The following is a 12,654-nucleotide window of genomic DNA, read 5'->3' on the forward strand; positions in this document are numbered from 1 at the left end:
CCCGTGGTTTCAACCATTGGAAACGTATCGATGTCAATCAACCTTTCGGGATGTAATATCGTTTTAGATATACATTACTTCCCTGCGGTTGAAACCGCAGGCTATGTTTTGCCTTTTGTGTGTGGTATTTTAATATATTCCATTGTTTTAATCACGGGAGACGGATTGTTAAACATTCATTTATTCCCCAATCCATGTAATTTTACAAATTCATCAAATTCATCTTGTCCATTTTTCTTTAGATGATGTTTCTTTTGATTTTTTATGTAATGATAAACAGCGTCTAACTGAGATTCACTGACTGAAAAAGCCGCATAGCCAGTTTGCCAGGCAAATTTTTCAAGGATAAGTTCTTCTCTATTTATAAAATGAGAAGAACTTCCTTTTATTTGCTTTACAATGTCTGAGATTGTTTTTTGTGGATTTTGTAAAAATAAAACATGCACATGGTCTGGCATTCCATTTATGATTCTAACAGGGCAACCTAGATGAATTAACTCTTCATGAATGAAATCGTACAATTTTTTGTCAATTGAATAATCAATTAATTCCTGACGATGTTTAGTTGCCCAAATTGCATGAATCCATAATTTGGTAAAAGACTGTGACATAAATAAATTAGCATAAAATTTTTGCTAATTTACAATTTTATACAATTTATCTGACAAACGAATACGAAATGGTATCTCAAAAGTAACTTTATCTCCAATTTTAGCAGTCGTAGTTTCTGCTCCGTCAACGACCATTTTTTCTAAAACCAATTCCTGATTACCTGTAGTGGGTCCGGAAATTAAGATTTTATCGCCAATGTTTAGTTCCTGATTTTCGATAGTAAATTGTGCAACTTGCGCTTTTACATAATAATGTTCGGCTTTTCCAAGAAGTACTTTTTTTACTTTTATTTTTTGACGAATATCTGCTGGCTTTTCGGATGAAGCCAAGGCAGTATTTGGTAACTCGCCTGAATGTTTGAATTTTAGGTTTTCAGATTTTCCTTTTCTAAACACTTTGTTTCCAACCTGTTTTCCGGTTCTTAAACGAACCTGATCTACCAAAGGCATATGAATAATTTCCAGACATTCTGTAGAACAGCAGTTTTCCATTGCCGTTTTACATTCATCACATTGAATGAACAACAAATGGCATCCGTCATTTTCGCAATTGGTGTGATTATCACAAGGTTTTCCACATTGATGGCATTGGGAGATAATATCATCGGTGATTCTTTCGCCAAGACGATTGTCGAATACAAAGTTTTTCCCGATGAATTTGCTTTCTAAACCTTCGGCTTCAATTTGTTTGGCGTAATTGATAATTCCACCTTCTAATTGATAGACATTTTTAAAACCCTGATGTTTAAAATATGCACTTGCTTTTTCACAGCGAATTCCGCCTGTACAATACATTACAAGGTTTTTATCTTCTTTATGATTTTGAAGCTGTTCATTGATTATTGGTAAACTCTCTCTAAAAGTTTCAACATCGGGAGTAATCGCACCTTTAAAATGGCCCACTTCACTTTCATAGTGATTTCTAAAATCTACTACAATTGTGTTTGGATCATCAAGGATATCGTTGAATTCTTTGGCTTTCAGGTGAACGCCAATATCTGTAACATCAAAAGTTTCGTCGTTTAAACCGTCAGCAACGATTTTATCGCGAACTTTAATCGTAAGTTTTAAAAAGGAATGATCATCATGTTCTACGGCTTCATTCAATCGTATGCCTTTCATGAAATCATAAACTTCAAGAGTTGCTCTAAAAGCTTCCAAATTTTCTTCAGGAATACTCATTTGAGCATTTATTCCTTCATTGGCAACATAAATTCGGCCTAAAGCATCGAGCTTATTCCAGGCTAAAAATAAATCGTCGCGAAATTTTTTGGGATCTTGAATTTTGGCATACGCATAGAAAGACAACGTTAGTCGTTGTTTACCGGCATCATCGATCATGATGGCTCTTTCTTCTGCGCTCAAAGTGTTATACAGTTGCATGCTATAAACAGTTTTAAGTTTAGAAATTATTTTTTGAGGTGCAAAAGTAGGGAAAAAGGTTTGAAGAAACAAAGGTTCTTAGTTACTAAGTTGCTAAGGTTCTAAGGTTTTGAGCGAACTTAGTAAAAACAAAAAAGCACTAAATTAATAGTGCTTTTTTTAAATCTTTGTACCTGTGTACCTTTGCCTCTTTGAACCTAAAATCTTAGAACCTTAGCAACTCAGTACCTCAGCATCTTAAAAATTAGCAATACTCGTTAAACGCATCTTGTAAATTCTCAGCGATTAATTCTGCCGGGCGACCTTCGATGTGGTGACGCTCTAACATGTGAACTAATTCTCCGTTTTTGAACAAAGCCATTGATGGCGAAGATGGAGGAAAAGGAAACATATGTTGTCTTGCAGCATCAACAGCTTCTTTATCTACACCTGCAAATACAGTAATTAAGTGATCTGGTTTTTTAGCTCCTTCTAAACTCATTTTTGCTCCCGGACGTGCATTTCTTGCAGCACAACCGCAAACAGAGTTTACAACAACTAAAGTGGTACCTTCAGCTTTGATAGCATTATCTACAGCGTCAGCACTATGTAAATCTTGAAAACCTGCAGCAGTAAGTTCAGCTTGCATTGGTTTTACCATTTCTTCTGGATACATATTTTTATCTTTTAAATTTTACTTTTGATCTTGCAAAGTTACAAAGATTACTCGCAACTAGTAAATTTGAAGTATAAAGTTTTGTTATAGTTCGATATGAGATTTAAATCAAACAAAATGATATAAATACATGCAGTGTTTTTTCAATAATTCTACTAGTAAAATCTAAATTGCCTCTTTTATCTTTTTATGGGTAAATTGATAATTGTGTTCTTTCAAATGGCTGTTTCTGCTTATTCTGTGTCGTGTAGTTAAAACGGTTGCTTTATTTTGTTCTGCAATTTCAATAGTTGAAAGGTAACTGGTCAAATATTTTTTAAGTATTTCTATATTGTCAACGTCGATAGAATAGATTGTTTTCTTCCCTTCATTTTTTATACTTACCAGATTTGCTTTTTTTAATTCCAGTAAATGCTTGGAAATTGTTGATTGTGCTAATGGAATCAGTTCAACAATTTCACCACAAGTTCTATTGTTTCTTTTCCACAAAAGGGTCATAATTTGAATTCGCGTTGGATGTCCAAGTGCTTTGCAAATTTTTCCTATTGCCTTTGTTTCTATATCAAAATTTAAGTGTTTTGTAATTCCCATAAATTTGCCAATTAAATTCATTATCGTAAATGAGCGATTAAGCTAGATTTACATTGTTTTCATCGGCAAAATTAGATGTTAAATGAGTCTTTAGTCGCCTGTAGAAGTTCTTAAAATAAAAGAATAGGGCATTTTTACAGAGGCAAAGAAGTTGCACGCAGATTTGGAAGATTTAAGCAGATGCCCACAGATTCATTTAAAGTTATTCCATAAAAAATCAAAACAAATCTGCTTAAATCTGCGTGAAACAAAAATTCTAAGCAAATATTACCCGAAACAAAGCCTTAATAAATGGAATCTTAGGACATTTTAAAATAACCTTAAAATCTTCTGCTAAGTTTGTTTCTTCATCAAGAAATTTAAAAATCAAAGCAGGATTTCCTTTTCTGAATAAAGAAGAAAAAATAGCACTTCCCAATTCGTTATGACGATACAAAATATCCAAAAGCAATAAATCATAAAACCAAAAGCGGTTTTTTTTATGAAAGGAAGACATTTTGAGATTTTTATCTTGAAGAAATGCTACTAATTGGGTTGATTTTTTATCAGAGTTTTTAAAAGTATAACCCGTACTTGCTTTTGTCCAGCCTCCGGCCGTTCCAATATTCAGAACGCGTTTGGTGTTTTTCTCCCAAAAAGGATAACATGTCATTGGAATACTTCCCTGCTCCTTTTCTGAAATTTCATATTGTTGAGCCCCAAGTTTTTGTAGATAAAGCCGAATTTCTTTTTCATATTCTTCTTTTGAAAGCAGATTCTCTGAAAACAAAGTATATTCAACCAAAGCTTCTGTTTTAGAAGTTGGCAAAACGTACATAAAGCGTGTATTGCCTTTTTGCTCTACCGAAAAATCCATGAAAGTCGCTTGTTTTGGATTGAAGATTTCAGCTTCAGTTTTCACAAACCAACCCACAAAATGCTGTTGCAAAACCGGATATTTACTTTGAGTTAAAGCAAAAGCTTTAGTGTAAATGCTATTGAAGAGATAATTACAAGTGTATCTATTTTCTTCTGTTCCAATAAAAACGTGCGTTTCAAGTTCGTTGATATCGGTTACTTTCTCTTGCGAAAAAACAATATTGGATTGTTTCGAAAGTTTGTCAAAAACAAAATTATAAAAATCTAAACCTCGAATTTGATTGTATTGATAAGGCTTCAACGCCAAATCACGTTTAAAATTCTCATTGGCAAATAACGCCAAATCCCATTTTTTTGAGATGACAGAATTCCATACAGATTCTTCTTTTTCCCAAAAACACCAGGTCCTGTCATTGGTTTTCTTTTGATTTTCATCTAAAAGTAAAATAGACTTATCTGCAAAATTTCCGGACAAAACCATTTTATAAACGGTCATCAAAGCTGCTAAACCTGTTCCGGTAAAAATGTAATCGAAGTGTTTGATTTGAGAAGAATCCATTTTCAAAAATAAGGATTTTTATTCTTTCAATTTTTTTGAAAAACCAAAAATCCTTTGGATTAAGATAATACTTATGCTCCAAAGGATTTTGAATTTCGAATCACGTTATCGAATTATTTACTTGCTTTCAAATTATTAATATCTTCTTGCTGTTTTTTAAGTAGTTTTTGCTGCTCAATTAGTTGCTCTTTTTGTTCACCTAAAGCTTTATTCTGATCAATCAGATATAATGTTAACTCTTCCACCTTTTTCAACAAAGCCTTATTCATTTCACCTAATTCCAAACCATTAATCTCAACTTCTTTTGCAGTTGGAATCTCTGGAAGATGTTTATTTGCTTTTATATATTTTTCTAAATTTTCTAATGAAGTAATTTTATAATCTTCCTCAAAAACATAATCAGGCCAATTAACTGCTTCTACTTTTACTTCTTTCGAACGGATATTACCGTTTACTGAAAGTTTTTCCTGAGGAACAGAAGTACCTATCCCAACATTCCCACCATTAAAATAACTATTACCAACACTACTTATTACATTTTTAAACACACCATTATATTGCATTGCAAATTGTGATTCTGACCAATAATTAACATCAGAAGGGTAAGTGTAACCATACATCTTTATACCTCCATTACTATCATTAGTAGACATATTAACTGTTAATTTTGCATTTGGATTTCTGCCAATACCTACATTTCCATCGTCTGTTAAAATTAATTTAGCACCATACTGAGAAACATCTTTACTATAGTTCCAAAATTGAAGCGAATTACCGTACTGTCCTGTCATATTATATATAACCCAACGATAAGAAGAATCGTAAGACGTTTTCAAAGGATTCTCTAAAATTATTGATCCACCTTCATTTGTTTCTGAGCTAAAAATATTTGTTTGCGCAAATCCAACTGATGCACCAAACATAAGGAACATAAAAAAAGAATATCTCATGTTTTAGTCATTTTTATTTGTAAGTTTATTTTGTTTGTAAAGAAACAAAAAAATACTTTTCTCAGACACTAAAAAAGTCTTATTTAAAAAGAATCAATATTTTTATCGAAGTGTTTTATTTGAGAAGAATCCATTTTCAAAAATAAGGATTTTTATTCTTTCAATTTTTCTAAAAGCAGTTTAAAACTGGTAGAATTAAGATAATTATTGTATTGCAGAATGATTGCGTTTTTCTCATTCAAAACACATAAAACCGGATATACAATTTGTCCGTTGATGGTTCCTAATTGCAAAGCAAGTTCATGAACACCAACATTATTTCCTGTTGGCTGATATTTAAAAAGCTGGTTATTAAACGTAACTTCCTTTTTTTCTTCAGCATTAAAATCAATAAAGTAAAAATCTGAATTCAGTTTATCAATAATTTCCTGATTTTTGAAAGTCGTATTTTTCATTCTTTGGCAAAACTGGCACCAATCGGTATGAATAAAAACGACAATTTTTCTCTTTTGAAGTTGTTGTAAACTATCAATCGCTTCAAAAGTTCTGCTTTGCAATTGGCAGAATCCATTTGAAGTTATTCCAAGAAAGAAAATAATTAATGCTAGCTTTTTCATTTTGTTTTGCTTTTTGCCACTCCCGATTGCTATCGGGATTCGCAGATTAAAAGGATTTTGAAAGAAGGTTTGCCACGAATTTCACCAATTTTCACTAATTAAATTCGGGATAATTCGTGTAATTCGTGGCGAAAAAAAATCTTTTTAATCTGTAAAATCTGTGGCATATCATTTTACCTCAAAGTATATCGCAATCCAAAAAAACCACGGATTGTCTGGTTTTGACCATAAACATAAGTTGTGTCAAAAGTTAAACCGTACGGATTATCGGGTGTAACCAGAACTTTCCCTGCCGAATCATATTGCACGTTTTTATCAAAAGGATCATTGGTTCTTGAAATCAAAAACGGATTATTTTGTTTTGGAGTAAAATTCAACAGATTCTTGATTCCGCCGTAAATCTCAAAATTCTTCCAGCCGGAATATGTAAACTGAATATTCTGAATACTATACCACGGAGAGTCTGGACTTCTCGGATCATATTCACTCAATAATGGCAACTTCATCGGACTGTAAACATTCCCGGTATAATCCAACAATAAATTTAAGGATTCTATTTTATATGAAATGCTCCAGGTTCCGGTAAAATTTTCCGTTAAAAAAGGTCTTTCAGAAATTCCGTTTTCAACATTTTTATTATCCAAAACCGTTGCACCTAAAATCAGTTTTAATCCCATTGGAAAATTCACATCAACATTTGTGCTTATTCCCTGGCTTATGGCATAACCGTTGATGTTGTCGTAAATGATTTTGTTGGGGTCAGTTTCATAATCTGATATGATTTTATTACTAAATCGGGTATAGAAAGCTGTTGTTTCAATTCCGAGAAAAGTTCCGTTGGTAAAGTTTATCTTTTGAATATAATTCAAATTTGCATTGATGGATTGTTCCGGTTTCAAATCACTTTTTATCACAACATCTCTCGAACCCGTAAGTGCTGCATGATCTTCTGTAAATAAATTCACAACCCGAAATCCTGTTCCGGCATTGAATCTAAAAATGGTGTTGTCGCTTTTTTTCCATCGGTAAGCAAATCTCGGTGTAAAAATCGAACCGTGAATGGAGTTATAGTCGTAACGCATTCCCAGCAAAACCTGACTCTTTGGCGAAAGCGTAATTTCATCCTGAACGAAGATTCCAGGCAGCCATGTACTTTCTGCTTCCTTTGTTGCTGTAGTATTATCGTCATAATACGAATATCGATTGGCGATTCCGGCAAGTAAATCATTTCGACCTATTTTTTTATCCCAGGTCAACTGCAAAAATCCAATTTTCTGATTGGCTATATAAGATGTTGTTCCATAACGACTGTCCTGATAATGGACATTTCCGGAAAACGAAAGCATCAGTTTTTCTTCAAAAGGCAATTGATAACTTCCTATTAATTCTCCTCTTTTGGTATAAATGCTTTCACCGTAAACTTCATCCCCGCCTCTATACTTTTTCTCCCAACGAACATCTCCGCCCCAACGATCTTCATACATTCCGCGTGCAGCGATCGTAAAAAGACGATTGTTATTTCTTCGAAAATTCCATTTATTAAAAACCGAAATTCGTTCAGAAAGCGTTACATCGGTAAAATTATCTTTGTCTTTATCGATCACCTGATCGTAATTGAAATAATTGACGCCTATAAGAGAAGTTGCTTTTCCAACGTTAAACTTCGTTCCCAAATCAAGATTGCTTTCAAAATAAGTAGTGGTAAAATAATCCGCAGAAAACACCGGAGCAGTTGTTGGGTTTTTAGTAATAATATTAATCAAACCGCCAACAGCTTCGCTTCCGTACAATGACGAAGCGGGACCTTTTACAATTTCAATTCGTTCCACCAAAGAATTCGGAATTCCGGATAAACCATAAACCGTCGAAAGACTGCTTACAATAGGCATTCCATCAATCAAAACCAATGTATACGGACCTTCCAATCCGTTAATATGAATGTCGCCCGTATTACAAACACCACAATTAAGCTGTGGTCGAACGCCATTAATATTTTGAAGCGCTTCATAAATACTAGCTGTTGGATTTTTCTTGAAGAAAACCGGTGAATAAACCTCAACCGGAACGGCACTTTCTAATCGTTTCACCGCTTTTAAGGTTCCTGAAACTACAACTTCATTAAGTTGATTTTGATTATCTGTTAATTCAAAATTAAATGTATTTATAGAATCTTTTGTGACTTCAATTTTCTTTTTTAAAGTTTGAAAACCTAAATAAGAAATCTGAATGTTATGATTTCCTATAGCAACATCTTCTAACGAATAATATCCCAAACTATCCGTAACTGTTTTTTGGTTGGTTCCCTGTAAATATACACTTGCGGCTTGTATTTTTCTTCCTTCGCCAGATACAAAACCAGATACAGAAGTGGTTTCCTGAGCAAACGAGAATTGTAAAGTAAACAAAATCAATACTAATATTGAGTTTTTCATTATTATAAAATTAAATTTAGACAAAACTAAAAATTAAATTTGACAAATGACAACTCTAGAGCTAAAAACTTTCAAGTGATTTTAATTCAATGCATTGTGTGTGATTTTTGCCACAGATTAAAATGATTAACATTGATTTTTATTAAACATTGAATGTTTTTCACCATTAAGAGATTAAGAAAATTAAGCTTAGCTTCTTAATGAAACTTAATATCTTAATGGTTCAATTAAAAAAATCAATGTTAATATGTTTTAAGTTAAGCGAATGATTCTTCAATAAGTTCTTTATTGATAGAAGCGCCGGCGAAAGATCCAGAAGAAACCGCCATTGCAACTGATCGTGCCTGAATCACACAATCGCCACTTGCATATATGCCAGGAATATTGGTTTTCTGCATCATATCAACCTTTATTAAACCTTGTTCTGTTAATTCGCATCCTAAAGTTTCCGGTAAAGAACAATGCTGTTCAAAAGGTGGTCTGTGATAAATGGCTTTTACCTCAATTTTTGTTTGATTTTTGAAGACAACATTTTGAATATTCCCATTTTCATGTTCCAATGAATCAACTTCGTCTTCAATAATTTCAATTTGATGTTTCTTAAGAATCTTAGTTTGCCCGGCGGTTAAAGTTGATTTTCCGTTGGTTAATAATCTTAATTCTTTTGTCCAGTTTGAAATTAACTTCGCATATTCAAATCCCATTTCGCCATTGGCAATAATTGCGGTTTTCTCCTTTTTTACTTCATAACCGTGGCAATACGGACAATGCAGAACAGAAATTCCCCAGCAATCTGCAAAACCTTTTATTTCCGGAAGCAAATCTTTAACTCCGGTTGCAAATAATATTTTTTTTGAAGTGAATGTTTTTTCGTCTTCCGTTTTAATTTCAAAACCATTTTCGGTTTTAATTGCATCTACGGCAAGTCCGCTATAAAATTGAACTGTATCGTAAAAGTCTACTTGTATTTTGGCTTTCGCCGAAATAACAGCAGGCTTTTCACCGTCGTGCGTAATAAAATTATGGGAATGCGGCGTTTGTCTGTTGCAAGGCAAACCGCTGTCTATAACCAAGACTTGTCGCAGAGAACGACCTAAACTCATAGCTGCCGAAAGCCCACTATAACTTCCACCAACAATAATTATTTCAAAATCTTTTTGCTGTATCATACTTTCTTAATTTAATGATTGCTAATTTTATGTGATCTATAATTTAAAAGATGCCCCAGGATCATTCCGATACCTCCAATAAATATCAGGTCGAGATGAATGTCCAGAATTATTTCACTTAAAACACTAATCCAGATTAATACCATTGAAATAATAAGAATAGCCGCCACCAACAGATTAGATTTTTTGATAATTTTGAAAACTGCAATCGAACTAATTACAGCAAAAAACAAATCAATAAAAGGATTGTGACTTAACCCCAAAGGCAAAATTGTAAGGAGTGGAAAAACCAGGCAATGAACCAAACAAACAGTCGCGCTGGAAATTCCTAAAATATCGTAAAAGGATGATGATGTTTTCTTCATTTCTTGTATATTTGCTTAATGCAATTTTGTTGCAAATATACACATTAAAATCAATTGCAACAATGTTGCGTTAAATATTTATTAATTCATATCACATGAAAACAACACGTAACACCGCAGCAAAGACAGCCGTTTTAGAGGTTTTTAACAAATCTAAAACTGCACTGTCTCATACCGAAATTCAAAAACAACTGAACGATATTTGTGATCGGGTTACGATTTACAGAATTTTGGATCGCTTAATCAATGATGATATTATTCATAAAGTTTCTAATCTTGATGGTACGGTTAAATACGCAAAATGCAACCATTCTCATCAGCGTGTACACATACATAATCATGCACATTTTAGCTGCGAAAACTGTCATGAGATTACTTGCCTTGAAAATGTTAAGCCGAGTTATATTATGCCGCATAATTATAAAGTGAAAGAGATAAATTTCACCTTATCAGGATTATGCCCAAATTGTTTAAATTCTAACATTTAAGATTTAGACTTGCCTAAAAATATTGTTGTGCGAATATAATTTATCCCTATATTTGTTTAAACAACATTTTTTACAATGACCAAATCTTTAGAAGAAGTTCACCAATCAGTTGCTACAGAACATAAAAAAACAGGATTCAGAAAAATATTAGCGTTTTTAGGCCCCGCCTATTTAGTAAGTGTGGGTTATATGGATCCCGGAAACTGGGCAACGGATATCGCTGGCGGAAGTCAGTTTGGATATTCTTTACTTTGGGTTTTGCTAATGAGTAACCTAATGGCTTTACTTTTGCAAAGTTTGAGTGCCAGACTGGGAATCGTAACACAACGTGATTTGGCACAGGCTTCGAGAGAAACCTATTCTAAATTCATCAATTATATTTTATACTTTCTTGCCGAAATTGCCATAGCCGCCTGTGACTTAGCAGAAGTTTTAGGAATGGCAATTGGAATCAATTTATTATTTGGCATTCCGCTTATTGAAGGTGTACTGATTACCGTTTTAGATACTTTCATTTTATTATTCTTAATCAATAAAGGAATCCGAAAAATGGAAGCGTTTATTATCGCTTTAGTGGCCATTATTGGATTCTCTTTTATTTTTGAAATGATTTTTGCAGAACCGGAACTTGATAAGGTAATTATCGGATTGATCCCTTCGATTCCTAGTTCAGCTGCTTTATATATCGCTATCGGAATTATTGGTGCGACGGTTATGCCGCATAACTTATACCTGCACTCTTCATTGGTGCAAACCAGAAAATTCGACCGAACTCCGGCCGGAATCAAACAGGCTTTGAAATACAATTTTATCGATTCTACGATTGCTTTAAATCTGGCCTTTTTCGTAAATGCAGCTATTTTAATTTTGGCAGCAGCCACATTTTATAAAAACGGAATGTTTGAAGTGGCCGAAATTCAGGATGCGCACGAATTTCTCGAACCGTTATTGGGAACAAAATGGGCTCCCATTTTATTTGCCGTTGCCTTAATTGCCGCAGGACAAAGTTCGACCATAACCGGAACTTTAGCCGGACAAATCGTAATGGAAGGTTATTTAAATTTAAGAATTCAGCCTTGGGTACGCCGAATCATAACGCGTTTAATTGCCATTGTTCCTGCCGTAATCGTGATTTTAATTTATGGCGAAAGCGTAACCGGAAAACTTTTAATTCTAAGTCAGGTTATTTTGAGTTTACAATTAGGGTTTGCGATTATTCCGCTGATACATTTTGTGAGCGATAAAACCAAAATGAAAGGGTTTCATATTTCCAAAATAACCCAAATTGCAGCCTGGATTATTGCTTTGATTATCGTAACGCTAAACGCTAAGTTAGTTTATGATGAGATTTCTTCATGGCTTGAAAGTTCAAATCATCCCATATTTCTATGGTTTACGGTTGTTCCGCTTGCTTTTGGATTTTTGACTTTGTTGCTTTACATCGTATTCAAACCATTTATTGCCCGAATAAAATCGAATATCGAAAATCATTCACCTCATCATTTAAAACTGGAATATACGCCAAGAACCGTTTACAGCAAGAAAAACATCGCCATTTCAGTCGATTTCTCGAAAGCCGATGAAGCTGCACTAAACAATGCGTTTGAACTGGGCGGAATCGAAGCGCAATACACCTTAATTCACATTGTTGAAACTGTTGGTGCATTAATGTACGGAGGTCATGTCGACGATCACGAAACGACAGTTGATGAAAAGTTATTATTAGAATATAAAGATATGCTTTCGCAGAAAGGTTTCAGAATCGAAACTGAACTTGGCTTTGGAAAACCGAACACCGTGATCCCGAAGATTATCAATCAGGGAAATTTCGATATTCTGGTAATGGGAACCCACGGCCACACTGGCTTAAAAGATATTTTATTTGGCACAACGGTAGACAAATTGAGACATAAAATTTCTATACCTTTGTTGATTGTTAAAAAATAGGGACAAAGTACTAAAGTTGCAAAGGGACA

Annotated in this window: 12 protein-coding genes; 2 read left to right on the forward strand and 10 right to left on the reverse strand. The window is 33.7% G+C overall.

The annotated features are described in order from the left end of the window. Positions 1-176: 176 nt before the first annotated feature. The 10 genes from tnpA to AC4FQ3_RS19055 form a co-directional block, all read right to left on the reverse strand. Complete coding sequence (gene tnpA / locus AC4FQ3_RS19010; protein ID WP_491182888.1) at positions 177-611, reverse strand: IS200/IS605 family transposase; 435 nt, start codon at positions 609-611, stop codon at positions 177-179. 24 nt (positions 612-635) lie between these two features. After that, a complete protein-coding gene (gene trhO / locus AC4FQ3_RS19015; protein ID WP_491182889.1) occupies positions 636-1,994 on the reverse strand; it encodes an oxygen-dependent tRNA uridine(34) hydroxylase TrhO in 1,359 nt (452 codons plus the stop codon). A 244-nt stretch (positions 1,995-2,238) separates the two neighbouring features. After that, positions 2,239-2,649, reverse strand: coding sequence for a BrxA/BrxB family bacilliredoxin (locus AC4FQ3_RS19020; protein WP_029271207.1), 411 nt, complete (start codon positions 2,647-2,649; stop codon positions 2,239-2,241). Between the two features lie 165 nt (positions 2,650-2,814). Continuing rightward, positions 2,815-3,240 carry an ArsR/SmtB family transcription factor gene (locus AC4FQ3_RS19025; protein WP_052483568.1) on the reverse strand — a complete coding sequence of 142 codons (426 nt, stop codon included), beginning with the start codon at positions 3,238-3,240 and terminating at the stop codon, positions 2,815-2,817. Positions 3,241-3,496: 256 nt separating this feature from the next. Continuing rightward, on the reverse strand, positions 3,497-4,657 hold the full coding sequence (locus tag AC4FQ3_RS19030; protein WP_073394377.1) for a lycopene cyclase family protein: 1,161 nt from the start codon (positions 4,655-4,657) through the stop codon (positions 3,497-3,499). 113 nt (positions 4,658-4,770) lie between these two features. Then, entirely contained in the window at positions 4,771-5,607 is an 837-nt protein-coding gene (locus AC4FQ3_RS19035) for a hypothetical protein (protein ID WP_491182890.1), read from the reverse strand. Between the two features lie 152 nt (positions 5,608-5,759). Next, complete coding sequence (locus AC4FQ3_RS19040; RefSeq protein ID WP_491182891.1) at positions 5,760-6,224, reverse strand: thioredoxin family protein; 465 nt, start codon at positions 6,222-6,224, stop codon at positions 5,760-5,762. 173 nt (positions 6,225-6,397) lie between these two features. Then, complete coding sequence (locus AC4FQ3_RS19045; RefSeq protein WP_491182892.1) at positions 6,398-8,656, reverse strand: TonB-dependent receptor; 2,259 nt, start codon at positions 8,654-8,656, stop codon at positions 6,398-6,400. A 257-nt stretch (positions 8,657-8,913) separates the two neighbouring features. Beyond that, positions 8,914-9,825: an NAD(P)/FAD-dependent oxidoreductase gene (locus tag AC4FQ3_RS19050; RefSeq protein ID WP_491182893.1), complete on the reverse strand. Its 912-nt coding sequence runs from the start codon at positions 9,823-9,825 to the stop codon at positions 8,914-8,916. 11 nt (positions 9,826-9,836) lie between these two features. Further along, positions 9,837-10,190, reverse strand: a complete 354-nt coding sequence (locus AC4FQ3_RS19055) for a MerC domain-containing protein (protein ID WP_491182894.1) — start codon at positions 10,188-10,190, stop codon at positions 9,837-9,839. 95 nt (positions 10,191-10,285) lie between these two features. Between AC4FQ3_RS19055 and AC4FQ3_RS19060 the strand changes: the two genes are divergently transcribed. Continuing rightward, positions 10,286-10,678 (forward strand): Fur family transcriptional regulator, encoded by a 393-nt coding sequence (locus tag AC4FQ3_RS19060; protein WP_491182895.1) that lies wholly within the window; start codon positions 10,286-10,288, stop codon positions 10,676-10,678. Positions 10,679-10,753: 75 nt separating this feature from the next. Next, entirely contained in the window at positions 10,754-12,625 is a 1,872-nt protein-coding gene (locus AC4FQ3_RS19065; RefSeq protein ID WP_463459365.1) for an Nramp family divalent metal transporter, read from the forward strand. Positions 12,626-12,654 lie beyond the last annotated feature (29 nt).

Source organism: Flavobacterium sp. AK-345, from assembly GCF_058310175.1.

Coding starts and splice junctions, on each gene's coding strand:
- tnpA (WP_491182888.1), bottom strand. CDS start 611: ATGTCACAGTCTTTTACCAAATTATGGATTCATGCAATTTGGGCAACT.
- trhO (WP_491182889.1), bottom strand. CDS start 1,994: ATGCAACTGTATAACACTTTGAGCGCAGAAGAAAGAGCCATCATGATC.
- AC4FQ3_RS19020 (WP_029271207.1), bottom strand. CDS start 2,649: ATGTATCCAGAAGAAATGGTAAAACCAATGCAAGCTGAACTTACTGCT.
- AC4FQ3_RS19025 (WP_052483568.1), bottom strand. CDS start 3,240: ATGGGAATTACAAAACACTTAAATTTTGATATAGAAACAAAGGCAATA.
- AC4FQ3_RS19030 (WP_073394377.1), bottom strand. CDS start 4,657: ATGGATTCTTCTCAAATCAAACACTTCGATTACATTTTTACCGGAACA.
- AC4FQ3_RS19035 (WP_491182890.1), bottom strand. CDS start 5,607: ATGAGATATTCTTTTTTTATGTTCCTTATGTTTGGTGCATCAGTTGGA.
- AC4FQ3_RS19040 (WP_491182891.1), bottom strand. CDS start 6,224: ATGAAAAAGCTAGCATTAATTATTTTCTTTCTTGGAATAACTTCAAAT.
- AC4FQ3_RS19045 (WP_491182892.1), bottom strand. CDS start 8,656: ATGAAAAACTCAATATTAGTATTGATTTTGTTTACTTTACAATTCTCG.
- AC4FQ3_RS19050 (WP_491182893.1), bottom strand. CDS start 9,825: ATGATACAGCAAAAAGATTTTGAAATAATTATTGTTGGTGGAAGTTAT.
- AC4FQ3_RS19055 (WP_491182894.1), bottom strand. CDS start 10,190: ATGAAGAAAACATCATCATCCTTTTACGATATTTTAGGAATTTCCAGC.
- AC4FQ3_RS19060 (WP_491182895.1), top strand. CDS start 10,286: ATGAAAACAACACGTAACACCGCAGCAAAGACAGCCGTTTTAGAGGTT.
- AC4FQ3_RS19065 (WP_463459365.1), top strand. CDS start 10,754: ATGACCAAATCTTTAGAAGAAGTTCACCAATCAGTTGCTACAGAACAT.